Below are 23,152 nucleotides of genomic sequence, written 5' to 3'. Positions count from 1 at the left end.
CCGTCAGGTCTTCTTCTTGAACAGGCCGGCGAACATCGACTTCGACTCGCCCTTGGCCGCCTTGCCGGGGGCCGCCAGCATCGGCAGTTCCCGGCGCGAGACGATCTGGGCCAGGGTCTGGAAGGCGTCTGCGGCCTTGGACTTGCCGCCGGCGTCCAGGATCATCTGGCCGTTGTTGGCCGCCGCGCCGAACAGCTTCGCATCGAAGGGAATGGACAGGCTGGGATGAATGCCCAGGGCCGCGCCGAAATCCTTGGCCGGTATTTCCGGACGGCCCGGCACGCCGACCTGGTTGAGCACCAGACGGGGTGGCGCATCGTTCGGGCGACCCGAGCGGATCAGGTCGATCATGTTCTTGGCGTTGCGCAGGCTGGCCAGGTCGGGCGTCGCTACGACCACGACCTCATCGGCCGAGATCAGGGTCTTGCGCATCCATCCGGTCCAGATGTGCGGCAGATCCAGCACCACGAAGGGCGCGGTCCCGCGGATCTGGCTGGTCACCTCCTCGAAGGCGTCCGGCGAGATGTCCCAGTCGCTGTCCAGCGTGGCGGGCGCGGCGAACAGCGACAGCTTGTCGGTGCAGCGGACCATCATCCGGTCCAGCAGGAGGGCGTCCAGCCGGTCGGGCTGACCCAGGGCCTCGGCGATGCCCGACAGTGGATCCTGATTGAAGTCGAGACCGGCGGTGCCGAACGGCAGGTCGTAGTCGACGATCACCGTATTGGCGCCGATCCGCTCCGACATTGCATAGGCGGTGTTGTGAGCGACCGAGGAGGCTCCGGCCCCGCCCCGGGCCCCGACGAAGGCGATGGAGCGGCCGACGAACGGCTGGGCCGGGTCGGAGAACAGTCCGCCGATGGCGGCGATCAGCTGCAGCGGCTGGATCGGGGCGACAAGATATTCGCTGACCCCCCGCTTCATCAGCTCGCGGAACAGGATGATGTCGTTGGTCGCGCCGATGACGACGACCTTGGTGCCGGCGTCGCAAACCTCGGCGAGGCGGTCGACCTGCCACAGCAGGGTCTGCGGATCCTGCAGGCATTCGACGATGATCAGGGGCGGAGTCGGCTCGTGGGCATAGGCCTCAAGGGCGCCCGGGATGCCGCCCACGCGGATCTGGGTCGTGGCGCGGGACATGCGCCGGTCCTGACCCGCGCGCTCCGCGGCGGCGAGGGTGTCCTGACGCTCGGCGAAGACATGGATCGCGATCCGGGGAACCGTCACCTCGACCTGCAGCCCGGCCGGCTGCGGCGCCAGGGCGGCCGAGGCGCCGGCGACCAGTTCACCCACGGGATTGTATCCGGGCGCGGGTCCCGGCCCCTGGGTGACGGGCAGGCCGGGGTGGGCCACGACCGGATCGGCCGGGACCGGAGCCGGCGTCGGCGCTGGAACCGGCGTCGGGACGCCGGGCGCCGTGAACTGCAGGGGCTCGCGCGGATTGATGTCGCCGCCCTCGACGGGCGCAGCGGGCGGCATGAAGTCAAGATCTGCGTCGAACTCGTCGTCGAGGTCGTCGAAGGGGCGCGAAGCGAAGGCGTTGGTCATGTCGCGTCAGTCCACCGCATTCGAGACGCGCTCGTTCTCGATCATGGGCTCGCGCGTCGCCGCCGTCGGCTCGCCCAGCCGGTATTTGTCGAACACCACGGCCCGGCGCGCGGCGCTGCCCGGCTGGATGGCGCGCGGCGAAACGATGTCCCGGGGATCGGCGATCTGGGCGGCGAGGTTGGCGTTCACCGCGCAGCCGAAGTTGGCGTAGCCGGCGTTCGCGCCGGTGCGGCCGAGATTGGTCCAGCTGGTCCCGCACTGGGGCACGGCGGCGCGGACGGTGTCGAACCCGACCAGCACAGGGGCGCGGGGATCGGGGGCGACATAGGTCACGACCCGCACCTGGTAGGGCGGCACGCCCTGGGCTTCGAGGGCGCCCTTGATCCGCCAGGCGATGTCCGAGGAGACCGGGTCGTCGCCCGACGGGGCCTCGACCGTCAGCATGGGCGCGCCTTCGCTGGCGAAGCGATTAACCATATCGCCCAAGGCCAGAGTCTGGTTTTCGGACAGACCCGTCTCGTGCACGGCGAAGGCCACGCGATCGATGCCGGGCTCGATCTGGAGGGCGAAACGCGAGGTCGGGGTCAGGGGGATCGGACCCGGACCGGCGGCGCCGCCGCAGGCGGCCAGAGGCCCGGCCAGCAGGATCGCCGAGGCGAGCACGATCAGGGAAGAACGGGTCATGGCGGCGCTCACTCGATCACATAGCCGACGGGGCCCTGCCATCCGGCCGAGGGCGAGGCGGTGGGGGCGGGGGATCCATAGGCCTGGTTCAACTGGCCGAAGAAGATGGTCTGGGCGTCGTTGGCGATGCGCAGGCCGTCGGCCGGCGTCTGCATCCGGCCGGGCGAGGTCGGGCTGACGATATAGGGCTCGACGATCATCACCAGTTCGGTCTCGCCCGAGAGATAGTCCCGCGACCGGAACAGCGAGCCGAGCACGGGCAGGCTGGTCACGCCGGGCAGGGAATCGACCGTCTGGCGGGTGCTTTCCTGCAGCAGGCCCGCGATCATCATCGACCCGCCCGAGGGCAGTTCGACCGTGGTGGCCGAGCGGCGGACGCCGAGACCCGGCAGGGAGATGGCCGAGACCGTGCCCGCGCCGATGGTCAGTCCGCCGGTCGAGGACAGTTCGGAAACCTCCATCGAGACCTGCAGCGAGATGTTTCCGCCCGACAGGACGATCGGCCGGAAGGCGAGGCTGACGCCGTAGGGCTTGTACTCGATGGTCAGGTTGCCGTCGCGGTCGCGACCGATCGGCACCGGGAACTCGCCGCCGGCCAGGAAGCTGGCGCTCTCGCCGTTGACGGCCGTCAGATTGGGCTCGGCCAGGGTGCGCACCAGGCCGACGCGCTCGAACGCCTCGAGGCAGTTCTGGGTGTTGGTGCCTGTGACCGTCGAATAGAGCGTCTGGGCCAGACCGGTGATTGCGTTGGTCACCGTGCTGCCGAGTGTGCTGGTGATCGCGCCGGTGACGGCGGTTCCGACCAGCGAATAGGTGCCCGGTTCGCCTTCCATGCCGACCTGCACCTGGTTGATGTTGGTCGTGCCGTTGCTGGTGGTCGTGGTCGTGCCGTTGGTCGAGTTCGACCCGGTCTGGACCTGGTTGTCGTAGTTGGTCGTGCGGGCGTTGTTCTCGCCGTAGCAGAGGCCGTTGCCGCCCAGATAGTTGCCGTTCGCGCCCCAGGTATTGCCCCGGCCGAATCCGATCGACGAGTTGCCGTCATTGTAGACGACGTTGGTGGCGAGCCCGAGCTGCTTGATGGCGTTGCGCTGCACCTCGACCACGCGAACCCTCAGCGTGACCTGGTCCGAGCCGGCGACGCTGAGCATGTTCAGCACCTTCTCGGGCGCGGAAACGAAGGCGCGGGCGACCGAGACGATCCGTTCGGCCTCGGCGGCGCTGGTGACCATGCCCGTCAGGATGATGCTGTCGTTGACCGCCTCGGCGTGGACCTGGGCCCCGGGGGCGATGCGGCTCAGGGTGTCCTGAAGGGCCGAGGTGCCGGCGTCGACACGGACGCGCAAGGTCAGGATCTGGCGGCCGGCGGCGTCGAGAAAGACCGCGTCGGTTTCGCCGGGCGCGATGCCGATGACGGTGATGCGGCGCGGCGAATGCACATTGGCCTCCGCCACGGCCGGGTTCGACACGATCACGTCCCGCGCATCGGCGGGCAGGTCGACGGCGAAGGAGGTGCCGCGCGGCAGGTTGACCAGCTGCGGGCCCGAGCCGGCGGCCACGGTCTGCCGCGCGCCGTAGGTCTGGGCGCTCACGGGCGCGGCGGCGCCGGCGACCACGAGGCCGGCGCAGGCCAGGGCGACGATACGGTTCATGCGAGAGCTCATGGGACGCTCACCACTTCGGGTTCTCCGCCCCGGAAGATGCGCACCGTGGCCGGGCGGCTGGCGACCGGCGCCCGGGCCGGGGCGCCAACGCGGCCTGAGGGACCCGCGGTGTCGGCATAGGACCGCAGCGTGAGGGACAGGGTCCCGGCCGCCTTGGCCAGGGCCAGGGTCTCGGTGTCGCCGGGGGCGATTTCCAGGGTGGCGGTGGCGCCGACCACGGCCTGCTGGTCGTCCTCGGCGCGGGTCGACTGGTCGATGGCCAGAACCTTGACGTTCTGCAGCACCAGGCGGCTGGCGAACTTGGCGCGGTTGGGCTCGTCCTCCGAGGACCCCTCCAGCTCCACGGTGACGATGACGTCGACCCGGTCGCCCGGCAGGATGAAGCCGCCGGCGGCGGTCTCGGTCGAGACGGCGATGGCCATGGCCCGCATGCCGGGTTCCAGATAGGCGGCCATATAGCCGCTGTCGCCGGCGCGAACGATCTTGCGGCCGATTATGGGCTCTCCCGCCAGGATCGGCTCGCGAACCACCGATCCGAAATACTCCGACTTGGCCCCGCCGCTCGTCAGGGCCTCGGCGGCGCGGGCGACGCGGGCAACCGTCCCTTCAGGCTTCGCCTCGTCTTCAGCCGGCGCCTCGGCGGCCTCCTCGCCGTCGGCGGGTTCGGCCTGGGGCACCGGGACGGAGCCGTCCGTGATGAAGGCGGGATTGACCTCGTCGGCAGGCCAGTCCTTCCACTCCAGATCCGCGTCAGTCAGGCGTTGACCGGGAGCGAGATCACGGGCGGCGACCAGGACCTTGGCCATGGGGCGGGCGGGTTCGGCGGCGTCGGCGACCGCCGCAGGCTCGCCCGAGGACGATCCCATGGCGCGCACGACCAGGGCCAGACCGATGGCGGCCACGGCGGCGATGCAGATGACGGCGATACGGGCGGGCTTCATCGACGGTCTCCGGCGAGACCGCGCGCGCGAATCGTGACGCGGACGGCCTACCGTTAACGACCATGGCGGGCGCGGGTTAACGCGGCCCTAAACGCCGACGCGTGTCAGCCTGCGGCGAAGGTCGTCAGGAGGGCGCTTGAGGGGAAGGCCATCAGGGCGCCGATGCAGATGGCGATGCCGTAGGGGATGTCGCCCTTGGTCTCGAGCAGGGTGTGGACCCAGCCCGGGCCGCCGACGATGTGCGGCGCGACATCGCGCCGTGCGACGATCAGGGCCAGCGACAGCAGGCCGCCGAATACGGCGGTCCAGAGAATGAACTCGAAGGAGGCGGACGGGCCCAGCCACAGGCAGGCCGCGGCGATCAGCTTGGCGTCGCCGCCGCCGATGACTCTCAATGCGAACAGCCCCATCCCGACCAGAAGGGCGATGACGGCCACACCCCCATGCAGTCCGACAACGTCGAGCGGCAGGCCGACGGCGAGGGCGGCCGGGAAGAAGCCGACGATCAGCGATCCCGAGAGCCAGTTCGGGATCCGCATCGTCGTCAGGTCCGACAGGGCCGCCGCAATGACGAGACCGGGCAGAACGCTGAGAAGGGCGAGTGAAACGAGGTCCATGACGGCATCCTGCATGGAGCGGGTTAAATCCGGGTTGCCGCGAAGGCCCGGCCGGGACAACGATGGAGCCGGCGCGTCTCCGCAACGGCTCCCGCTTTCAGGATTCGTCAGGACCTAGCCGAGCTTGGCGGAAACCTTGCCGAACGTCTTGCCCAGGTTGGTGCCGACCAACTGAACGGCGCCGATGATGACCACGGCGATCAGGGCCGCGATCAGGCCGTACTCAATGGCCGTTGCGCCCGACTCGTCCCTTGCGAAACGCGAAACGAACTTGGTCATGGGCTTGTTCCTTGTGCAGTCTGTGAAGCGAGCAACGACGGCCGGGACGCACGGTCCGCCGCCTGTCGCCGAGACGCAGGGGTATCTGGGACCGGACCCTTTAAGGTCGGGCTAGAAGGTATGGTTACCCGGCTGTTAATTGTTGGAAAACCCGGCCAGGTCGGTCCGTCACCCCAGCAGACACGGTCCAGCGCTGACCGGTTCGCAGCCCTTTCGGACCGCCGGAAAAACGAAAGGGCCGGCGCGTTTCCGCGCCGGCCCCCTGTTTCAAGACCCGTAAGGGTTTTTAGCCGAGCTTGGCCGAGACCTTGCCGAACGTGGCCGACAGGTTGGTGCCGACCAGCTGGACGGCGCCGATGATGACGACGGCGATCAGAGCCGCGATCAGGCCGTACTCGATGGCCGTGGCGCCCGACTCGTCCTTGACGAAACGCGAAACGAACTTGGTCATGGTGTTCTTCCTTTTGAAATCTGTGAAGCGAGCAACGATGGCTGGGAGGCTCGGTCGCCCGCTTGTCCCCCAAACGCATGGGCATATTGGCCGGGACCCGTTAAAGCCGGGCTAGAAGGCATGGTTACCCGGCTGTTCATTGTAAAAAGCGGTCCTGGCCGGTCCGGTTCATCAGCAAATACTCTTCAGCGCTGACCGGCTCGACACCCTGAAAGTCCATCGAATCGATCATCGGCAGGCCGGGAGCGGGGCACGTCCGGTGCGCCGGGATGACCGGATCGGAAAACGCAAAGGGGCCGGCGCGTTTCCGCGCCGGCCCCCGCTTTCAAGACCCGTGAGGGTTTTTTAGCCGAGCTTGGCCGAGACCTTGCCGAACGTGGCCGACAGATTGGTGCCGACGAGTTGCACGGCGCCGATGATGACGACGGCGATCAGAGCCGCGATCAGGCCGTACTCAATGGCCGTGGCGCCCGACTCATCCTTGGCGAAACGCGAAACGAACTTGGTCATGGTGATCTTCCTTTTGAAATCTGTGAAGCGAGCAACGATAGCTGGGAGTCTCGGTTGCCCGCTTGTCCCCCAAACGCAGGGACAGATTGCGCCGGACCTGTTAAGGCCGGGCTAGAAGGTATGGCTACCGGATCGTTTACTATAGAAATTCGACCGAACCTGTTCATTCCGGCAGCAAAGGCCCGCCGCCGTTCAACAAACCGGAAACACGAGCGGCGGCCGTCAAGTTCATTTGCTCCTGTTTGTTCAGGCTTGTGAACGAAACGTAGCCGACGGTCTCTCACTTCAGGATTTGTAGAGGTTTCGGGGCGATCTTCGCGCCTCGCCCTCGCGCGCGCCCGTTCAGCTAGAAGGAAACCAAGAATGGCCGGATCGATCGCCGCCCTGCTGCGCCCCACCCTCCTCGCGGGCCTTCTGCTGGCCGCAGGGGCCGCCCCCCTGACCCAGGCATGGGCCCAGACCCTGAACGTCGAGATCGACCGCTCGGCGCGCATCGGTCTGACGGGATCGGCCGCCTCGGTCATCGTCGGCAACCCCGCCATCGCCGATGTCACAGTGGTGGACGCCAACACCCTGTTCGTCACGGGCAAGGGGTATGGCGTGACCGAGGTCGTCGCGGTCGACGGCGTCGGCCGCACCATCTTCCAGGGCGAGATCGTCGTCACCGGCGGATCGACCGGATCGGTCCGCGTGTGGCGCGGCGCCCAGGCGACGGAAATGGCCTGCGCCGCCTCCTGCGTCGCCAGCATCCGCAACGGCGGGGGTGCCGCCCCGGCAGCTTCGACCCCGACACCCTGATCCATGAGCCGGTCCCTGTTCCGCAGGCGCGGCCGGGCCGCCCCCCGCCCCCGTCGCGAAGGCGCCGCGGCGGTCGAGTTCGCCATGGTCGCGGCCCCCTTCTTCTTCATGATCTTCGCGGTGCTGGAGCTCGGTCTGGTCTTCCTGATCGACTCCACGCTCGAGAACGCCGTGCTGAGCGCCAGCCGGCTGGTCCGTACCGGTCAGGCCGACACCGGCAATATCTCTGCGGCCCAGTTCAAGACCGCCCTCTGCGCCGAGATGAGCGCCTTCCAGGGCGACTGCGCCAGCCGCGCCCAGGTCGATGTCCGGGTCATGCCCCAGTTCACCGACGGCATCCCGGACAGCCCGATCAGCAACGGCGTCTTCAACACCGGCGACCTCGACTACGACCGCGGCCAGCCCGGCGACCTCATGCTCGTGCGGGTCTGGTACACCCAGCCGCTGGTGACGCCCTTCATGCAGCAGGCCATGTCCCGACTGAACTCCGGCGACGCCGTGATCTCGGTCGCCACCGCCTTCCGCAACGAACCCTACCGGGGGTCGACGCCGTGAGACCGCGCCGCTCCGCCAGCCTCGGCTTCCTGCGCCGCTTCGGTCGCGACGGGTCCGGCGTGTCGGCCGTCGAGTTCGCCCTGCTCGCCCCCGTTCTGATCCTGATCTATTTCGGTCTGGCCGAGTTCTGCCAGGCCTATATGGCCCAGCGCCGCATGGGGCACTCGACCTCCCAGGTCGCCGACATCGTGGCCCAGTACCAGACCGTCGACACGGCCCTGATCGACGACACCTTCGCCGTCGGCAGCCTGGTGCTCGCGCCCTTCCCGGACAGCGCGCTGAAGCTGCGGGTGACAGCCATCACCCGGGGAACCGACGGCGTGGCGCGGGTGACCTGGAGCCGTGGCCGGGGCATGACCGCGCGGACAGGGACCGTAACAGTTCCCGCAGGCCTGATCGAGAACGGCGAGAGCATCATCATGAGCGAGGGGACCTACGACTATGTCTCGCCGCTCAGCCAGGTCCTGACGACAAAGCAGTTCAGCCACACCTACTGGCTGCGACCGCGACTGGTGAACACGATCCCCTGCACCAACTGCTAGAGCCTGATCCGTTGAGGAGGAATCGCTACGCGATTCCGCCGATGCGGTGAATCAGGTTCCAGATATGAGCGAGAGCATGATTCACGCCTTTGCCAGAACCGCGTTGCGGTTCTGTCTCAAGCGATCATGCTCTGCCGGCCCTAGCCGACAAGCGCCCGGCGGATCGCGGCGATCTTGATGTCCGTTTCCTGAAGCTCCGAAATCGGGTCGCTGTCCGCCACGATCCCTGCCCCGGCCAGGGTCCGGAACGCCCATGTCTCGCCCTCGCGCCAGAAGGCGATCGTCCGGATCAGGACCGAGGCCGTCAGGGCGCCGGCGTCGTCCAGCAGGAACAGGCTGCCGCACCAGGCGCCGCGCGGCCCTTCGTGTTCCGCGATCACCCGCATGGCCTGATGCTTCGGAGCGCCCGTGATCGAGCCCGGCGGGAAGGACGCTGCCAGCACCTCGGCCGGCCCCACATCCGCTGCGGCCTCGCCGGTCACTGTGGAGACCAGATGGTGGACGGTGGCGAAGCTCTCGAGCTCGAACAATTTCTCGGCCGCGACCGAACCCGGTCGGGCGACCCGCGACAGGTCGTTGCGCATCAGGTCGACGATCATCAGGTTCTCGGCCCGATCCTTGGCGCTGGCGACCAGTTCGGCCGCGTTCGCCGCATCGATCCGGGGATCCGGGTCTCGGGGGCGCGTGCCCTTGATCGGCCGGGTCTCGATCCGCCGGGTCCGGGGATCGAAGGTGAGGAAGAGCTCGGGCGAGTTCGACACCAGCACCCGCGCCCCGACCCGCCAGAAGGCGCTGTAGGGCGCCGTCCCCCCCGCCAGCCGGACGAAAACGGCGAACGGGTCGACCTCCGGTTCGAGCACGCCGCCCCAGGCCCGGGCGATATTGGCCTGGAACAGTTCGCCGGCCGCGATCCGCGCCACGACGTCCGCGACGGCGGCGGTATAGGCCTCGTCCGGCCGCTCGGGCTCGAAGCGCGCGGCCGGGCTGCTGCCGGGCTGAACCGGCATCGCGACGTCGATCCAGTTGGCGGCTGCGTCCGCGGCCGCGGCCGCCCCGGCCTCGTCCGGTCCCAACCCGACGGCCGAGACCGTCCCCGCCTCATGATCGAAGACCAGCATGGCCGGATAGCGGGCCAGCATCAGATCCGGCCAGTCGCCCGGCGAGGCCCCCCGGTCTCCGGTCGCGGGCCGGGCCCCGGCGTCATAGGTCGCCAGCCCGAGCACGAACCGGTCCATCCCCTCCCCGGCCAGGGCGGCGAAGGGCGAATCCGCCTCCATCCGTGTCGTCACGATCCGGTCCGGGTCGCAGGCGACCCAGGACAGCCGCCCATTGGGGCCTCCGTCGGACAGCAGGCACAGGGCCCCCTCCCGATCCGCCAGCCCGGCCGACACGGCCAGGGGCTCGACCCAGTCCAGCACCCGGACGACGCGGACGGTCATGGTCACGCCGCCAGCCGCTCCTGGATGCGGTCGCGCAGGGCGGCGTCGACGCCGAGCGCCTGTTCCAGATAGGCGTCGATGGACCCGTGTCGTTCGGTGATCGCGGCGATGGCCGCGTCCAGATAGGCCGGTTCGACCCCCATGAAGGCGACCACGGCGTCGTGCGACGCCTCGCGTCCGGTGAAACCCTTCAGCTGTTCGGCGATACCCGGGGCCCGGCCGACCAGATCTACTGCCGTGTTGGTCAGGAGATAATCCTCCACCAGATCGTCGTGACCGACGCCCAGCAGATGATGGGTCAGGGCCGCCAGCATGCCCGTCCGGTCCTTGCCCGCGGCGCAATGGATCAGCACCGGCCGGTCGGTCTCGCCGAGAGCACGGAAATACCGGCTGAACAGGTCGATGTGCGCCGGTGCGAAGGGAAGCTCACGATAGGTGTCGGTCATGAACCGTCGGCCCGAGTCCGGCGTCAGGTCGGCCGTCTTGAGGAAGGTGATGTGCGGCGCCTCGCCCCGCTCGTCGAGGTCGCTCTCGAACACCTGACCGGAAAAGTTGGCGGCCCGCTTCGACGGCTGTCTCCGGCGCTCGACCGGCCGGCGCAAATCGACGACAAGGCCGAGGTCGAGCGCCGCAAGCCGTTCCAGGTCCGCTTCGGATACCGAAGCCTGGTGCGCCGAGCGGAAGAGCCGGCCCGTCTTCAGAGCCCGGCCGGCGGCGGTGTCATACCCGCCGTAGTCGCGAAAATTATCAAGCGCGTCGAAGGTGTGGATGCGGGAGGTCATGGCCTCCCTATAGGGTGTTTCAGCGGGGCCCGACCAGCCCGGCCATGGCGTCCAGATAGGCGAGGAAGGCCGCCCTGCCCGTCTCGGTCATCGAGGCCTCGGTCAGGGGCTTTCGACCCACAAACCGCTTGGTCACGGCGACGAAGCCCGCCTCCTCCAGCTTCCGCAAATGGACCGACAGATTGCCGTCGGTCGTCTGCAGCCGCGCCTTCAGCGTGCCGAAGTCCGCGCTCTCGACGCCGGACAGGGCGGCCATGATGCCGAGCCGGACCCGTCCGTGAATGACGTCGTCGATCCGGCCGATATCGAAATCGTCGGCCATCCTCAGCCCCGCTTCGCGACGCGCATCAGCAGATAGCCGGGCAGCGCCATCAGCAGGAACAGGGCGACGGCGTAACCGAGATACAGGCCGGCGTCTCCCGTCAGGGCGGCCAGGGCCGCAGCCGCGACAAAGGACCCGATGCTCAGCCACCACAGGCGGCCGTTGCCATACAGGCTCGCCGTCACCGCCCAGCCGAGGGCGTAGAAGACCATGATGATGGAGGGCACCAGCCAGAAGGCTCCCACGTCCACGCCGCCGCCCAGCCGAGCGTCCCTGATGGCCATACAGGCGAACAGGACGAAGATCGACCAGCCGACGCAGCCCCAGACCGTGCTGACCACCCGATTGGCGGTGGTTCTGACCCCGGCCGCGCCCTTCATCCGCCAGATCAGGATCGGCAGGGTCGCGAGAAAGAGAACGGTCGCCACCAGCCACTGGACGCCGTTTGCGGTCAGGTCGCGGGACACCAGCCCGGTGAGGGCCGCCCATTGCAGCAGGCTGGCCGCGCCGTAGATCAGGCCGGCGGAAACCATGGCGGAGCCCCCTCGATAGGGTGTCCGGGCGCTCTCGGCGGCGAGGGTCCTCAGCCAGGCGATGTCGGCGGTGTCGTTATGGGGTTCGGTCATGCTCAGGGTTCCGTATACGAGTCCGGTTCAGCGTGCGCGGCCGTAGGCCAGCGCCAGACCGGGGATGAAGGCGAAGGCGACCAGGCCGCAGGCATAGGCCAGGTATTGGGTCGGCGTCCCGACCAGTGCGGCGACGCCGATCGCGCCGCAAAGGGCGCCGGCCGCAACCCCGACCATCCAGCCCGGCCCGCCCCGGACCGCAGCAACGGTCCATGCGACGCCGTAGAAGGCGAGACCGACCGGCGACGTCCACATCATCAGGCCCCAGTTTTGCGTTACGCCGGACGCCACCGCCAGCGACGCCGCCGCGACGATCTGGAACAGGATCGACCAGCGCGACCATGAAGCGGCGCGCTTCGCCGGTTCACCGCCGGCGGCACGCAGGCGTCGCACGATGATGATGAAGGCGGCGGCCGCCGCCGGCCAGCTCAGGGACAGCATTGCGGGATGCAGGTGCAGGGCGCCGCTCAACACGCCCCATTGAAACAGGTTGGCTGCGCCGAAGATCGCGCCGGCCGCGATCAGGTTACGACCGGCCGCGACGCGCAGCGTCGGCTGGCCGATCGCACCGGAAACAGGATCAAAGGTCGTGGCGGTCATCGCGGGGCGTCCGTTGTTGATGAGCCTCAATCCCACATGCACTTTGTGTTGTAAAGTTCTTTCTTCTCGCCGGATGCACGGTCGATCCGGCTCGGCTAGAACCGGCCGATGACGCCGACCTACCACAGCATCGCCTATGCCGGATTTGCGGTCGCCAACCCCGTGACCCTCGACGCCATCCTGGCGCTCGTCGCCCGGACCGGCCTGACGGACGGCGCTTCGGCGCTGGACATCGGCGCCGGCGCGGGCGGGGTCTCGATCGCCCTCGCACGGACGTTCGGCCTGCGGGTGCAGGCGATCGAACGCTATCCCGACATGGCCGACATGATCCGCGACCGCGCGGGAGCCTCGGGCGTCACCGACCGGGTCACGGTCATCGCGGAGGGCTCGGCCACCGCCCTCGACCGTCTCGCGCCGGCCGACCTGATCGTGGCGCTCGGGTCAACCGAACCGGCAGGCCCGGGCATCCGCTCGGCGACCGACATCTTCGCGCGACTGGCGTCTCGGCTGGCCTCGCCCGGCTGGCTCCTGTGGGGCGACCTGACCTGGAAGGGCGAACCGCCGGAGCCGCTGCGTCAGGTGATCGGAGCCACCGGCGACTACGCCGCCCACGAAGGCTGGCTGGCGGCGGCGGAAAGCGCCGGGCTGGACGTCATATCGGCCGAAATCGCACCGGACGCCGACTGGGACGCCTTCTTCGACGGCGCCGACGCGCGGGTCCGGGACTGGCTGGAGCGGTATCCCGACGACCCGGCCGCCGCTTCGATCCGCCAGCGCGCCGACCTGACGAAGGCGACCTTCGACTTCGGCCGCCCCTGGCTCAGCTTCGGCCTCTACCTGTTCCGGAAACGCTGAACCCTCTCCCGGCGGAGAGGTCTGGACGCCCCATACCCATCAACACATCCCCGGAATCCGCCTTTGAATTCAGGGCCCGGCCCTGAAGAGACCCCTTTTGTCAGGCGCCCCTCCCGGCCGGACTATAATGCTCGCAATCCGGGCCTTCGCCCGCAGCAGAGCAAAGGAAATCTCGTCCGCTTCGTCCGTTTCGTCCGTTTCGTCAGGGTGTTTTTCGTCCGGACGAGCCGGATCGATCAGCGGAACGGCGGCTCGTCGAAGGCACGCAGCTTGCGGGAGTGGAGGCTGGCCCCTTCCTTGCGCAACAAATCGATGGCCTGGATCCCGATCTGCAGATGCTCGGAGATCGAGCCCTCGTAGAAGCGGTTGGCCTGGCCGGGCAGCTTGATTTCGCCGTGCAGCGGCTTGTCAGAAACGCACAGCAAGGTCCCGTAGGGCACGCGGAAACGATAGCCCTGGGCCGCGATCGTGGCGCTCTCCATGTCGATGGCCACGGCCCGCGACTGGTTGAAGCGCAGCGCCGACTTGGAATAGCGGAGCTCCCAGTTCCGGTCGTCGGTGGTGACCACGGTGCCCGTCCGCAGACGGCGCTTGACCTCCTCGCCCGGCGCGCCCGAGACCATCTTGGCGGCGTCATAAAGAGCGCGCTGGACCTCGGCGATCGAGGGGATGGGGATGTCGGGCGGCAGGACCGCGTCCAGCACGTGGTCGTCGCGCAGATAGGCGTGGGCCAGGACGTAGTCGCCGATCGTCTGGGACGGGCGCAGCCCGCCGCAGTGGCCGATCATCATCCAGGCGTGCGGCCGGGTCACCGCCAGGTGGTCGCAGATGGTCTTGGCGTTCGACGGTCCGACCCCGATGTTGACCAGGGTGATGCCTTCATGGCCGGGCGCGGTCAGGTGATAGGCGGGCATCTGGTGCTTCTTCCAGGCCGCATCCATCACCGCATCGGCGTCCGCCGTGTCGCGCGTGATCACCAGACCGCCGGCGCACGACAGGGTCTCGTAGATGCTGTTCGGGTCCTTCAACTGCTCGCAGGCCCAGCGCACGAAGTCGTCGACGTAGCGGTTGTAGTTGGTGAACAGGATGTAGGACTGGACGTCCTCGACCGGCGTGCCGGTGTAGTGCCGCAGCCGCGCCAGCGAGAAGTCGGTGCGCAGCCCGTCGAACTGCGACAGGGGGAAGTCCTCGTCCAGATCGAACAGGCCGTCGGAGATCTCGTCGCCGATATGGGCCAGGTCCGTGGTCGGGAAGTAACGTGCGATGGCCGCCGTCTGCGACGGGTCCAGCACCACGTCCGATCCGTCGAGCACATAGGGGAAGGGGATTTCCTGCTCCGACGGCCCGACCTCGAAGGCGACGTCGTAGTCCTGCTGCAGCAGGGTCAGTTGCTCCATCAGATAGGGGCGGTACAGGTCCGGCCGGGTGACGGTCGTCGAGTAGACGCCCTGGCGCGACATCCGGGCATAGGACCGGATCGGCAGATGGGTCGGCCGGTCGCCGAACCAGCTGATCTTCAGCGAGGGGTAGGAGAAGAGGCCGTTGGCCCTTGCATCGGGATCCGCCCGCTCGCCGGTGGCGAGGAAGGTGCGGACCGCGCCCCTCAGGGCGGCGACGGACTGGGTGTAGAGCTGTTCGAGGCGATCCAGCGCCTCGGGCGCCGACAGCGCCCCGTTTTTCTGTTCTGTCATGACCTCCTCTAGCGGATCATCATGGCGCTGGCGAGACAGCCACGCTTCATCTTGTGTGAGCGTCCGTTACCCGCCGCCGGCGACCTGGCCCAGCCGATGATGGAAGAAGCCGGAAACGTCGGCCAACACCGGCGCCTTCTTGCGGAACAGCGGAGAGAAGGTCGCGATCAGGTCCTCGTGGCTGAGTCCGGGATAGAGTTTCGCCTCGCAGCGCCCGCCCAGTTCAAGCATCCGGGCTTCCAGCAGGCGGGTGTCCTCCTCATGGACGATGACGTCGGCCGTGCCGTGGCCCAGCCACAGGGGCGGGGCGTCGGCGCGGGCGAAATGAAGCGGCTGGGTCTGCTCCGGGTCGGGCGCCTGGCCGAAGGCGTTGATCGAGGACGCCACGTCGAACGGCAGGAAGTCGTAGGGCCCGGCCAGTCCCGCCGCCGCCTTGATCAGGTCCGGCTGACCGACGGCCGCCATATAGCGTCGGTCCAGCGTGATCATCATGGCCAGATGGGCGCCCGCCGAATGACCCAGGACGCCCAGCCGCGCCGGATCGCCGCTGTACTGCGCCGCGACCTCAGCCACGCGTGCGGTGGCGGCGGCCGCGTCCTCGATGAAGTCCGGGAACAGGACCTCGGGAACCAGCCGGTAGTCGGCGATGGCGACCACGAATCCCCGGGCCGCCAGCGCCTGGGCCGCCCAGCCGTAAAGGTCCTTCGACCCGGAATCCCAGCCGCCGCCGTAGAAGAAGACCAGCACCGGCAGCGGAGATCCCCTGCCCGCCGAACCCGGGGCATAGATATCGAACCTCTGGCGCGGGTCTTCGCCATAGTCCAGGTCGCGCGCCACTCGCCGCACGCCGGGGTCGCGCGGGCCAACGGCGTTCAGCACGCCCAGGGGGCTGCAGGCTGCGGCGACGGATGCGACAACTGCGCCGAGCGCGGGAGCGAACAGGCCTCTTCGGGTCATCGGAACGGCTTTCTCAGGAACGGGACGCCGACAGATACGGCGGAACCCGCCGTCCGGCCTCACCGTGCACTGGCGATCAACGCCCGGCAATCGGCGGCCTCGGCCAGGCCCGGATTGGCCAGGACGAAACGGGCGGCGACCGCCGCGAAGCCCCTCGATCATTCTGTCGGTAATTCAGGTATTTGCTCGAGATCGGCTTCACGACGGCGCCCACGGCCCCGGACACTGGAAAGGCGCTGATGGTCCTGGGGGACGGCTACGAGCCCGAGCCAATTTCATCCGTTTGCAGTCGAGTTGTCTTATTTTCTTTACATGGACGCGATCACGCGCATTATTGCTCCGAACCCAGACGTCTTTCGGGTCTTGAGGAGGAGCCCGCCATGAACCGTTTCACCACTATCGCCGCCGTCGCAGCCCTCGCAGCGTCCGCAGCCGTCCCCGCCCTGGCCCAACAGACACGCCTGCCGACAGACGCACCTGCCGGCGCCCAGCGTGTCGTGATGATATGCGATTCCGACATGGCGACGCGAAGCGCGTATCGCCGGGATTTCGGCACGCGACCCGTCTTCGTGACCGCTGAACAGGCGCTTCAGGCCCGCGCCACCGGCGAGACCTGGCCGGCGCCCCGCTGCATGAACGCGCGCGAGCACGGTCGCCTGCAGCAGACGCTGAATACCTACGCCGCCGTCCGTTAGAACTTAAGCCTAGCCCTGGGCGCTGCGGATCGCCGCAGCGCCCGCCGGCGGGGCGATGACGGCCGCGAACAGCACATAGGCCGTCAACAAGGCCAGCGCCGGAAGCGGGCTCAGGCCCGCCGCCGCCCTGTCCAGCGCGCCCGATCCGAACACCACGGGCGGAATGAAGAGCGGCAGGACCACCACCGCGATCAGCAGCCCGCCCCGCTTCGCCCCCAGGGCGAGAGCCGCGCCCAGCGCGCCCGTAAAGGCGAACCCCAACCCTCCGATCAGGGCCGACAGCGCCGTCAGCGGTGCCAGTTCGACCGACTGCCCCAGGGCCAGGGCCGCCACAGGCGCGGTCAGGGCCAACGGCAGGCCCGTCGCCAGCCACTGACTGACCGCCTTGATCGCGAACACCGCTTCCAGCGGCAGCGGACCGGTCGCCAGCAAATCCAGCGCCCCGTCCTCCATATCCCGCTCGAACAGCCGCTCCAGCGACAACAGGCTCGACAGGGCCAGGGCCAGCCAGGCGATCCCCGCCGCGACCGGTTTCAGAACGTCCGGATCGCCGCCTGAGGCCAGCGGCACGACGGTCGTCAGACAGGCGAAGAAGCCGCAGGCCAATAGCGGCCCGCCGCCGCCACCCCAGGCCAGGGCCAGTTCCCGCCGGAACAGGACGGACGCCGCGCTCATCGTCCCGTCCCCAGATCCAGCGAACGCGTCGGAACGGGCAGGGGATCATGCACCGCCGCCAGGATAAGGCCACCGCCCGCCAGATGTCGCTCCATCATCGCCCCGACCGCCTCGCGCCAGCGAGAATCCAGCGGGCTCAAGGGCTCGTCCAGCAGCCACAGGGCTCGCGGCGATCCGATCAGCCGGGCCAGGGCCAGACGACGTCTCTGCCCGGCCGACAGTTTGCGCACTTCCAGATCCAGCAGCGGCTTCAGGCCGAGGGTCTCGATCGCCTCGTCGATGCCGTCGTGACTGTGCCCCAGCCACCGGGATTGGAACATCAGTTCGTCCCGCGCCGTCCTCTGACCCTTCAATCCGTCGAGATGGCCCAGCAGATGGACCTCGTGCGCCCGCGCCAGATCAGGGTCGATCGTCTCCTGATCGGCATCGCGGAAGACGATCTCGCCGGCCTCCGGGCGGATGAATCCGGCGATGGCGCGCAGCAGGGAGGTCTTGCCTGCCCCGTTCGCCCCGGTCAGGGCTACGGCCTCTCCCGACGACACCGCGAACGACAGGGCGCTGAACAGGGTGCGCTCGCCCCGGGTGAGGTTGAGGCCAGTGACGGAAACGTTGGAAATCACGTCCGCAGACCGATCATGTTGCGACCCGTTATCAATGTCCCCACACAGGACGTGGATACATGGACGCACCCCGCAACCACGGCTATATCCGGCCCCGCCGCAGCAGGCTGTCGCCGCGCGCGCCGGGGACCTGTGCGCCCCGTCGTTTGCCGCGAGACGGCGCGACCGGATCTTCGGGCGGCTTTGACCAGAGGAAAACTCCCATGCCGTCAGTCGACAGCCTTTCCACCCGCCGGGACCTGACCGTCGGGCGCAAGAAATACGCCTATTACAGCCTTCCCGCCGCCGAGGAAGCCGGTCTGGCCGGGATCTCGCGCCTGCCGCGCTCCATGAAGGTGCTTCTGGAGAACCTGCTGCGCAACGAGGACGGCGTCTCGGTCACCGAGGCCGACCTCAAGGCCGTCGCGGCCTGGATCGAGAACAAGGGCGCCGTCGAGCACGAGATCGCCTTCCGCCCCGCCCGCGTCCTGATGCAGGACTTCACCGGCGTGCCCGCCGTCGTCGACCTGGCCGCCATGCGCGACGCCATGGCCGCGCTCGGCGCCGACGCCGCCAAGATCAACCCGCTCGTCCCCGTCGACCTGGTCATCGACCACTCGGTCATGGTCGACAATTTCGGCACCTCGAAAGCCTTCGGCCAGAACGTCGAACGCGAGTACGAGCGCAACATCGAGCGCTACAAATTCCTGCGCTGGGGCTCCTCGGCCTTCAACAATTTCCGCGTCGTCCCCCCCGGGACCGGCATCTGCCACCAGGTCAATCTTGAGAACCTGGCCCAGACCGTCTGGACCCTCGCTGAGGGCAAGGCGACCGTCGCCTATCCGGACACCGTGGTCGGCACCGATTCACACACCACCATGATCAACGGCCTGGCCGTCCTGGGCTGGGGCGTCGGCGGCATCGAGGCTGAGGCGGCCATGCTGGGCCAGCCGATCCCGATGCTGATTCCCGAGGTGATCGGCTTCAAGCTGACCGGCGCCATGCCGGAAGGCACGACCGCGACTGACCTGGTCCTGACGGTCACCCAGATGCTGCGCAAGAAGGGCGTGGTCGGCAAGTTCGTCGAGTTCTTCGGCGACGCCCTGCCGAACATGACGATCGAGGACCAGGCGACCATCGCCAACATGGCCCCGGAATACGGCGCCACCTGCGGCTTCTTCCCGGTCTCGGCCGCCACCATCGGCTATCTGACCGCCACGGGCCGCGACAAGGCGCGCGTCGCCCTGGTCGAGGCCTATGCGAAGGCGCAAGGGTTGTGGATCGACGAAACCTCGGAAGACCCCGTCTTCTCCGACGTTCTGGAACTGGACATCTCGACGGTCGTGCCGTCGCTGGCCGGCCCCAAACGTCCCCAGGACAAGGTCGAACTGACCATCGCCGCCCCGGCGTTCGAGACGGCGCTGGGCGAGGTGTTCAACCGCGCCGTCGACGCCCCGCGCATGCCGGTCGCCGGTGAGAAATTCGACCTCGGCGACGGCGATGTGGTCATCGCCGCCATCACCTCCTGCACCAACACCTCCAACCCGTCGGTCCTGATCGCCGCCGGCCTGGTGGCCCAGAAGGCCAACAAGCTGGGCCTGAAGTCCAAGCCCTGGGTCAAGACCTCGCTGGCCCCCGGCTCGCAGGTCGTCACCGACTACCTGACGGCCGCCGGTCTGCAGAAGGAGCTGGACGCCCTGGGCTTCAACCTGGTCGGCTACGGCTGCACCACCTGCATCGGCAACTCGGGCCCGCTGGACCCGGCGATCTCGCAGACGATCAACGACAACGGCATCGTCGCCACCTCCGTCCTGTCGGGCAACCGCAACTTCGAAGGCCGGGTGAACCCGGACGTCCAGGCCAACTACCTGGCCTCGCCGCCGCTGGTCGTCGCCTACGCCCTCGCCGGCTCGATGCGGATCGACATCACCAAGGATCCGATCGGTCAGGACAAGAAGGGCAAGGACGTCTTCCTGAAGGACGTGTGGCCGACCTCCGCCGAGATCGCCGCGATCCAGAAGAAGTCGGTCACCTCGGCCATGTTCGCCAAACGCTACGCCGACGTCTTCAAGGGCGACGCGCACTGGCAGGGCATCTCGGTCGAAGGCGGCCAGACCTACGAGTGGGACGCCGCCTCGACCTATGTCGCCAACCCACCTTATTTCGAGGGCCTGTCGATGGAGCCGACCCCGGTCACCGACATCGTCGAGGGCCGCGTCCTGGCCATCTTCGGCGACTCGATCACGACCGACCACATCTCCCCGGCCGGTTCGATCAAGAAGACCTCGCCTGCCGGCCAGTACCTGACCAACCGGGGCGTCGAGTCCGAGGAGTTCAACTCCTACGGCGCGCGCCGCGGCCACCACGAAGTCATGATGCGCGGCACCTTCGCCAACATCCGCATCCGCAACAAGATCACGCCGGACATCGAGGGCGGGGTGACCAAACACTTCCCCTCGCAAGACACGATGTCGATCTATGACGCCGCCATGCGCTACCAGTCGGAAGGGCGTCCGCTGGTCGTCTTCGCCGGCAAGGAGTACGGCACCGGCTCATCGCGCGACTGGGCGGCCAAGGGCACCCGCCTGCTGGGCGTCCGCGCCGTCATCGCCGAGAGCTACGAGCGGATCCACCGTTCGAACCTGGTCGGAATGGGCGTCGTGCCGCTGCAGTTCAAGGCGGACGGCTGGTCCAAGCTGGGTCTGACCGGCGAGGAGATCGTCACCATCCGCGGCCTGTCCGACGTCAACGTCGGCAAGCTGCGTCCGCGTCAGGACCTGTGGGTCGAGCTGTTCCGCCCGTCGGACGGCAAGATGGCCCGCTTCCCGGTCCGCTGCCGCATCGATAACCAGACCGAGCTCGACTACTTCAAGGCCGGGGGCGTCATGCCCTACGTGCTGCGGAACCTGGCCGCGGGCTGAGGCCCGGCCTCACGCCGTGAGCCGTTGCGTGCCGTACGGCGCGCCACGGAAAGAACAGGGGCCGGCGGAGCGATCCGCCGGCCCTTTCGTTTGTCCGCCTATCCCGCCGTAGCGTTGTGCGGGCCGGAACGGCGAGGATTGCGCGAGAAGGCGGCGTCGCACAGGGCGCGCCCGAAGGCCTCGGACGCGATCATCTGACGGTCACCGAGCAGCCCGGCGAGTCGGCCTCCGGCGTCGGCACGAACGACCAGCGGATAGCGGCCCATGATCTGGTTGTCCCTGCGGGGGTCGACCAGTTCGGCGACCGCCCGAATCCCGTGTTCGCCTTCGCCGGTCAGAGCCGTCTGGAGACGACCGGCGCGGTGAACCTCCTCAACATGGATGCGGAGGTCGAGAGGATAGGTTCCATAGGCGCAGGACTGCATCTCCTGATCCACCTCCTCGGCGAAGGTCGAGGCGAATTCCTCGTCTGCGTTCACCCATCCGGTCGAGACGTAGACCGTGCCGATGGACGCGGTCTCGGTGAGGCCTGACGGCAGGGCAAGGGGCGGCCCGCCCTGCACGACGGGAGCGCAGGCCGCACAGGCGAGGACGGCGAGAAGCGGCGGGAGAGCGAGGGTCTTCATGGCGGGTTCCAGAAACAGTGTCTTGCCACCTGATGCCGCCCCGTCGCCGAACGGCCTAGTTTCTTTTCTGCAATGCTCAGTCCAATCTCATGGCCTCGGCGAGAAGGCGGGCTTCCGCCGCCCGGCTCGACCCCGAGCGCCAGGCCACGACGATCTCCCGGCGCGGGGCCTCGGCGGCGAAATGGCGGATGACCACGCCCTTGTCGTCGGCGAGACCGGCCCGCACGGCCATGGCCGGCAGGAAGGACACGCCGAGCCCGGACGAGACCATCTGCACCAGGGTGTGCAGGGATGTCGCCGCGAACACGTCCTCGCCGCGCGGGGCCTCCATGTCGATCCCGGCGAGAGCCTGGTCGCGCAGGCAGTGGCCGTCCTCCAGCAGGATCAGATCCCCGGCCTTCAACGCGCCCGGCTGGATGTCGCCGGGCGCGGCCAGGGCATGGCCGACCGGGGCGACGGCGAGGATCTCGTCATCGCCGATGCGCGCGTGTTCGATGCCGGCGGCCTCATACGGCAGGGCGATCACGGCACAGTCCAGCTGCCCCGCCTTCAGCCCGGCGATCAGGCGCGGCGTCAGGTCCTCGCGGATGAACAGTCGCAACGCCGGATAGGCCTGCTTCAGTCCCGGCAGGGTCGCGGGCAACAGGAAGGGGGCCACCGTCGGAATGACGCCCAGCCGCAGTCGCCCGGACAGCGGACGGCCTGCATTCCTCGCTGCCTCGACGAGGTCCTCCGTTCGCGCCAGCACGTCCTCGGCCCGACGACAGGCCTCGGCCCCGACAGCCGTCAACTGGACGTTCCCCCGCGTTCTTTCGACCACCGGCGCGCCCAGAACCCGCTCCAGTTCCTGCACGCCCGACGACAGGGCGGGCTGGCTGACATGCGCCGCCTCGGCGGCGCGGCTGAACGAGCCGTGCTCGGACAACAGCTTCAGATACTGCAGCTGGCGAAGGGTCGGGAGCATAGGCGGCCTCTCTCGAATGCATAGATGTTATCTATGGTCATAAGAGGTTCTATCGGTTGACTTTGTGCGGCGCAACAGCCATTTCGCAGCTGCGGCAGGCCCTCCCCGGCGACCGCCCCATAGACATTCTTGTTTCCTCCGGAAGGGATACCCCATGCTCGGCGTTGGCGAAAAACTGCCTGAATTCAAAGTCATCGGTGTGAAGCCGGGCTTCAACTCCCACGAAGAAAACGGCGTGTCGGCCTTCGAGCCCGTCACCAACGAGTCGTTCGAAGGCAAGTGGAAGGTCATCTTCTTCTATCCGAAGGACTTCACCTTCGTCTGCCCGACCGAGATCGCCGAGTTCGCCTCGCTGGCGCGCGATTTCGAAGACCGCGACACCGTCGTCCTCGGCGGCTCGACCGACAACGAGTTCGTGAAGCTGGCCTGGCGCCGCGACCACGCCGACCTGTCGAAGCTGCCGATCTGGCAGTTCGCCGACAACGGCGGCAAGTTCGCCCGGCAGCTGGGCATCCTGAACGAGGAAGAGGGCGTCGCCCTGCGCGCCACCTTCGTCGTCGACCCGCACAACGTCGTCCAGCACGTCTATGTCACCAACCTGAACGTGGGTCGCGCCCCGGCCGATACCCTGCGTGTCGTCGACGCCCTGCAGACCGACGAACTGTGCGCCTGTAACCGCCCCGTCGGCGGCGAGACGCTCGCGGCCTAAGGCCGTATGTGACGGCGGCGGCAGTGATGCCGTCGCCGTTCGCCTCATTTTTTTGGGTGCTACCGCTCGACGCGCGGCGCCTCGCTGCTTGAGCACGAGGCACGGTCG

26 protein-coding genes are annotated in these 23,152 nt (G+C 68.2%); 7 read left to right on the top strand and 19 right to left on the bottom strand.

All coding sequences use genetic code 11. The annotated features are described in order from the left end of the window. Nucleotides 1-3: 3 nt before the first annotated feature. The 8 genes from Q0044_RS03055 to Q0044_RS03020 all read right to left on the bottom strand — a co-directional run bounded on the left by Q0044_RS03055 (nucleotide 4) and on the right by Q0044_RS03020 (nucleotide 6,688). The gene (locus Q0044_RS03055) at nucleotides 4-1,545 is read right to left on the bottom strand and encodes a CpaE/TadZ family protein (RefSeq protein ID WP_298159399.1); all 1,542 of its coding nucleotides are present in this window, start codon (nucleotides 1,543-1,545) and stop codon (nucleotides 4-6) included. A gap of 6 nt (nucleotides 1,546-1,551) precedes the next feature. Beyond that, the gene (locus Q0044_RS03050) at nucleotides 1,552-2,229 is read right to left on the bottom strand and encodes a CpaD family pilus assembly protein (RefSeq protein WP_298159397.1); all 678 of its coding nucleotides are present in this window, start codon (nucleotides 2,227-2,229) and stop codon (nucleotides 1,552-1,554) included. Between the two features lie 8 nt (nucleotides 2,230-2,237). Further along, the gene (locus Q0044_RS03045) at nucleotides 2,238-3,878 is read right to left on the bottom strand and encodes a type II and III secretion system protein family protein (RefSeq protein WP_298159394.1); all 1,641 of its coding nucleotides are present in this window, start codon (nucleotides 3,876-3,878) and stop codon (nucleotides 2,238-2,240) included. 8 nt (nucleotides 3,879-3,886) lie between these two features. Continuing rightward, nucleotides 3,887-4,831 (bottom strand): Flp pilus assembly protein CpaB, encoded by a 945-nt coding sequence (gene cpaB / locus Q0044_RS03040; protein WP_298159391.1) that lies wholly within the window; start codon nucleotides 4,829-4,831, stop codon nucleotides 3,887-3,889. A 104-nt stretch (nucleotides 4,832-4,935) separates the two neighbouring features. Beyond that, a complete protein-coding gene (locus Q0044_RS03035; protein WP_298159389.1) occupies nucleotides 4,936-5,448 on the bottom strand; it encodes an A24 family peptidase in 513 nt (170 codons plus the stop codon). Between the two features lie 114 nt (nucleotides 5,449-5,562). Further along, complete coding sequence (locus tag Q0044_RS03030) at nucleotides 5,563-5,727, bottom strand: Flp family type IVb pilin (protein ID WP_298159386.1); 165 nt, start codon at nucleotides 5,725-5,727, stop codon at nucleotides 5,563-5,565. Between the two features lie 286 nt (nucleotides 5,728-6,013). Continuing rightward, a complete protein-coding gene (locus Q0044_RS03025; RefSeq protein WP_271084324.1) occupies nucleotides 6,014-6,178 on the bottom strand; it encodes a Flp family type IVb pilin in 165 nt (54 codons plus the stop codon). A 345-nt stretch (nucleotides 6,179-6,523) separates the two neighbouring features. Beyond that, nucleotides 6,524-6,688 (bottom strand): Flp family type IVb pilin, encoded by a 165-nt coding sequence (locus Q0044_RS03020; RefSeq protein WP_298159380.1) that lies wholly within the window; start codon nucleotides 6,686-6,688, stop codon nucleotides 6,524-6,526. Nucleotides 6,689-7,051: 363 nt separating this feature from the next. On the opposite strand from Q0044_RS03020, the gene Q0044_RS03015 reads away from it, so the two are divergent. The 3 genes from Q0044_RS03015 to Q0044_RS03005 are packed head-to-tail and all read left to right on the top strand — an operon-like array spanning nucleotide 7,052 to nucleotide 8,583. Further along, nucleotides 7,052-7,486 (top strand): pilus assembly protein N-terminal domain-containing protein, encoded by a 435-nt coding sequence (locus Q0044_RS03015; RefSeq protein ID WP_298159378.1) that lies wholly within the window; start codon nucleotides 7,052-7,054, stop codon nucleotides 7,484-7,486. A 3-nt stretch (nucleotides 7,487-7,489) separates the two neighbouring features. Then, nucleotides 7,490-8,041: a TadE/TadG family type IV pilus assembly protein gene (locus Q0044_RS03010; RefSeq protein ID WP_298159376.1), complete on the top strand. Its 552-nt coding sequence runs from the start codon at nucleotides 7,490-7,492 to the stop codon at nucleotides 8,039-8,041. Then, nucleotides 8,038-8,583 (top strand): TadE/TadG family type IV pilus assembly protein, encoded by a 546-nt coding sequence (locus tag Q0044_RS03005; protein ID WP_298159373.1) that lies wholly within the window; start codon nucleotides 8,038-8,040, stop codon nucleotides 8,581-8,583. The genes Q0044_RS03010 and Q0044_RS03005 overlap by 4 nt, the downstream gene beginning before the upstream one ends. A gap of 140 nt (nucleotides 8,584-8,723) precedes the next feature. On the opposite strand, the gene Q0044_RS03000 is transcribed toward Q0044_RS03005, so the two are convergent. The 5 genes from Q0044_RS03000 to Q0044_RS02980 are packed head-to-tail and all read right to left on the bottom strand — an operon-like array spanning nucleotide 8,724 to nucleotide 12,352. Beyond that, nucleotides 8,724-10,022, bottom strand: a complete 1,299-nt coding sequence (locus Q0044_RS03000; protein ID WP_298159531.1) for an anthranilate synthase component I family protein — start codon at nucleotides 10,020-10,022, stop codon at nucleotides 8,724-8,726. Nucleotides 10,023-10,024: 2 nt separating this feature from the next. Continuing rightward, the gene (locus tag Q0044_RS02995; protein ID WP_298159371.1) at nucleotides 10,025-10,804 is read right to left on the bottom strand and encodes a tyrosine-protein phosphatase; all 780 of its coding nucleotides are present in this window, start codon (nucleotides 10,802-10,804) and stop codon (nucleotides 10,025-10,027) included. A gap of 19 nt (nucleotides 10,805-10,823) precedes the next feature. After that, nucleotides 10,824-11,126 carry a winged helix-turn-helix domain-containing protein gene (locus tag Q0044_RS02990; protein WP_298159369.1) on the bottom strand — a complete coding sequence of 101 codons (303 nt, stop codon included), beginning with the start codon at nucleotides 11,124-11,126 and terminating at the stop codon, nucleotides 10,824-10,826. A gap of 2 nt (nucleotides 11,127-11,128) precedes the next feature. Beyond that, on the bottom strand, nucleotides 11,129-11,752 hold the full coding sequence (locus tag Q0044_RS02985; RefSeq protein WP_298159367.1) for a hypothetical protein: 624 nt from the start codon (nucleotides 11,750-11,752) through the stop codon (nucleotides 11,129-11,131). A 27-nt stretch (nucleotides 11,753-11,779) separates the two neighbouring features. After that, the gene (locus tag Q0044_RS02980) at nucleotides 11,780-12,352 is read right to left on the bottom strand and encodes a hypothetical protein (protein WP_298159364.1); all 573 of its coding nucleotides are present in this window, start codon (nucleotides 12,350-12,352) and stop codon (nucleotides 11,780-11,782) included. A 108-nt stretch (nucleotides 12,353-12,460) separates the two neighbouring features. On the opposite strand from Q0044_RS02980, the gene Q0044_RS02975 reads away from it, so the two are divergent. Next, the gene (locus tag Q0044_RS02975) at nucleotides 12,461-13,207 is read left to right on the top strand and encodes an SAM-dependent methyltransferase (RefSeq protein WP_298159362.1); all 747 of its coding nucleotides are present in this window, start codon (nucleotides 12,461-12,463) and stop codon (nucleotides 13,205-13,207) included. A 236-nt stretch (nucleotides 13,208-13,443) separates the two neighbouring features. On the opposite strand, the gene Q0044_RS02970 is transcribed toward Q0044_RS02975, so the two are convergent. Together Q0044_RS02970 and Q0044_RS02965 are read right to left on the bottom strand one after the other, a co-directional pair. Then, nucleotides 13,444-14,898, bottom strand: a complete 1,455-nt coding sequence (locus Q0044_RS02970) for an AMP nucleosidase (protein ID WP_298159359.1) — start codon at nucleotides 14,896-14,898, stop codon at nucleotides 13,444-13,446. A gap of 66 nt (nucleotides 14,899-14,964) precedes the next feature. After that, nucleotides 14,965-15,855 carry an alpha/beta hydrolase gene (locus Q0044_RS02965; RefSeq protein WP_298159356.1) on the bottom strand — a complete coding sequence of 297 codons (891 nt, stop codon included), beginning with the start codon at nucleotides 15,853-15,855 and terminating at the stop codon, nucleotides 14,965-14,967. A 380-nt stretch (nucleotides 15,856-16,235) separates the two neighbouring features. Here Q0044_RS02965 and Q0044_RS02960 point away from each other — a divergent pair, with 380 nt between their 5' ends. Further along, complete coding sequence (locus Q0044_RS02960; protein ID WP_298159354.1) at nucleotides 16,236-16,550, top strand: hypothetical protein; 315 nt, start codon at nucleotides 16,236-16,238, stop codon at nucleotides 16,548-16,550. Between the two features lie 9 nt (nucleotides 16,551-16,559). On the opposite strand, the gene ccmB is transcribed toward Q0044_RS02960, so the two are convergent. Together ccmB and ccmA are read right to left on the bottom strand one after the other, a co-directional pair. Continuing rightward, complete coding sequence (gene ccmB / locus Q0044_RS02955; protein ID WP_298159350.1) at nucleotides 16,560-17,225, bottom strand: heme exporter protein CcmB; 666 nt, start codon at nucleotides 17,223-17,225, stop codon at nucleotides 16,560-16,562. Then, nucleotides 17,222-17,845, bottom strand: a complete 624-nt coding sequence (gene ccmA / locus Q0044_RS02950; protein WP_298159348.1) for a heme ABC exporter ATP-binding protein CcmA — start codon at nucleotides 17,843-17,845, stop codon at nucleotides 17,222-17,224. The genes ccmB and ccmA overlap by 4 nt, the downstream gene beginning before the upstream one ends. Nucleotides 17,846-18,048: 203 nt before the next feature. Here ccmA and acnA point away from each other — a divergent pair, with 203 nt between their 5' ends. Next, the gene (acnA, locus tag Q0044_RS02945; protein ID WP_298159342.1) at nucleotides 18,049-20,745 is read left to right on the top strand and encodes an aconitate hydratase AcnA; all 2,697 of its coding nucleotides are present in this window, start codon (nucleotides 18,049-18,051) and stop codon (nucleotides 20,743-20,745) included. A gap of 98 nt (nucleotides 20,746-20,843) precedes the next feature. On the opposite strand, the gene Q0044_RS02940 is transcribed toward acnA, so the two are convergent. Both Q0044_RS02940 and Q0044_RS02935 read right to left on the bottom strand, forming a co-directional pair. Beyond that, nucleotides 20,844-21,371, bottom strand: coding sequence for a hypothetical protein (locus Q0044_RS02940; RefSeq protein WP_298159339.1), 528 nt, complete (start codon nucleotides 21,369-21,371; stop codon nucleotides 20,844-20,846). 76 nt (nucleotides 21,372-21,447) lie between these two features. Then, nucleotides 21,448-22,335, bottom strand: coding sequence for a hydrogen peroxide-inducible genes activator (locus Q0044_RS02935; protein WP_298159335.1), 888 nt, complete (start codon nucleotides 22,333-22,335; stop codon nucleotides 21,448-21,450). A 154-nt stretch (nucleotides 22,336-22,489) separates the two neighbouring features. On the opposite strand from Q0044_RS02935, the gene Q0044_RS02930 reads away from it, so the two are divergent. After that, the gene (locus Q0044_RS02930; RefSeq protein ID WP_298159332.1) at nucleotides 22,490-23,044 is read left to right on the top strand and encodes a peroxiredoxin; all 555 of its coding nucleotides are present in this window, start codon (nucleotides 22,490-22,492) and stop codon (nucleotides 23,042-23,044) included. Nucleotides 23,045-23,152 lie beyond the last annotated feature (108 nt).

This window comes from Brevundimonas sp. (genome assembly GCF_027484365.1).
Classification (GTDB): domain Bacteria; phylum Pseudomonadota; class Alphaproteobacteria; order Caulobacterales; family Caulobacteraceae; genus Brevundimonas.
This window is presented reverse-complemented; position numbering and strand designations above follow the sequence as displayed.

Coding starts and splice junctions, on each gene's coding strand:
- cpaB (WP_298159391.1), bottom strand. CDS start 4,831: ATGAAGCCCGCCCGTATCGCCGTCATCTGCATCGCCGCCGTGGCCGCC.
- Q0044_RS02970 (WP_298159359.1), bottom strand. CDS start 14,898: ATGACAGAACAGAAAAACGGGGCGCTGTCGGCGCCCGAGGCGCTGGAT.
- Q0044_RS02960 (WP_298159354.1), top strand. CDS start 16,236: ATGAACCGTTTCACCACTATCGCCGCCGTCGCAGCCCTCGCAGCGTCC.
- acnA (WP_298159342.1), top strand. CDS start 18,049: ATGCCGTCAGTCGACAGCCTTTCCACCCGCCGGGACCTGACCGTCGGG.
- Q0044_RS03030 (WP_298159386.1), bottom strand. CDS start 5,727: ATGACCAAGTTCGTTTCGCGTTTCGCAAGGGACGAGTCGGGCGCAACG.
- ccmB (WP_298159350.1), bottom strand. CDS start 17,225: ATGAGCGCGGCGTCCGTCCTGTTCCGGCGGGAACTGGCCCTGGCCTGG.
- Q0044_RS03020 (WP_298159380.1), bottom strand. CDS start 6,688: ATGACCAAGTTCGTTTCGCGTTTCGCCAAGGATGAGTCGGGCGCCACG.
- Q0044_RS02985 (WP_298159367.1), bottom strand. CDS start 11,752: ATGACCGAACCCCATAACGACACCGCCGACATCGCCTGGCTGAGGACC.
- Q0044_RS03010 (WP_298159376.1), top strand. CDS start 7,490: ATGAGCCGGTCCCTGTTCCGCAGGCGCGGCCGGGCCGCCCCCCGCCCC.
- Q0044_RS02940 (WP_298159339.1), bottom strand. CDS start 21,371: ATGAAGACCCTCGCTCTCCCGCCGCTTCTCGCCGTCCTCGCCTGTGCG.
- Q0044_RS03015 (WP_298159378.1), top strand. CDS start 7,052: ATGGCCGGATCGATCGCCGCCCTGCTGCGCCCCACCCTCCTCGCGGGC.
- Q0044_RS02930 (WP_298159332.1), top strand. CDS start 22,490: ATGCTCGGCGTTGGCGAAAAACTGCCTGAATTCAAAGTCATCGGTGTG.
- Q0044_RS03050 (WP_298159397.1), bottom strand. CDS start 2,229: ATGACCCGTTCTTCCCTGATCGTGCTCGCCTCGGCGATCCTGCTGGCC.
- Q0044_RS02975 (WP_298159362.1), top strand. CDS start 12,461: ATGACGCCGACCTACCACAGCATCGCCTATGCCGGATTTGCGGTCGCC.
- Q0044_RS02980 (WP_298159364.1), bottom strand. CDS start 12,352: ATGACCGCCACGACCTTTGATCCTGTTTCCGGTGCGATCGGCCAGCCG.
- Q0044_RS02995 (WP_298159371.1), bottom strand. CDS start 10,804: ATGACCTCCCGCATCCACACCTTCGACGCGCTTGATAATTTTCGCGAC.
- Q0044_RS03035 (WP_298159389.1), bottom strand. CDS start 5,448: ATGGACCTCGTTTCACTCGCCCTTCTCAGCGTTCTGCCCGGTCTCGTC.
- Q0044_RS02935 (WP_298159335.1), bottom strand. CDS start 22,335: ATGCTCCCGACCCTTCGCCAGCTGCAGTATCTGAAGCTGTTGTCCGAG.
- Q0044_RS03000 (WP_298159531.1), bottom strand. CDS start 10,022: ATGACCGTCCGCGTCGTCCGGGTGCTGGACTGGGTCGAGCCCCTGGCC.
- Q0044_RS03025 (WP_271084324.1), bottom strand. CDS start 6,178: ATGACCAAGTTCGTTTCGCGTTTCGTCAAGGACGAGTCGGGCGCCACG.
- Q0044_RS02965 (WP_298159356.1), bottom strand. CDS start 15,855: ATGACCCGAAGAGGCCTGTTCGCTCCCGCGCTCGGCGCAGTTGTCGCA.
- Q0044_RS02990 (WP_298159369.1), bottom strand. CDS start 11,126: ATGGCCGACGATTTCGATATCGGCCGGATCGACGACGTCATTCACGGA.
- Q0044_RS03045 (WP_298159394.1), bottom strand. CDS start 3,878: ATGAACCGTATCGTCGCCCTGGCCTGCGCCGGCCTCGTGGTCGCCGGC.
- Q0044_RS03055 (WP_298159399.1), bottom strand. CDS start 1,545: ATGACCAACGCCTTCGCTTCGCGCCCCTTCGACGACCTCGACGACGAG.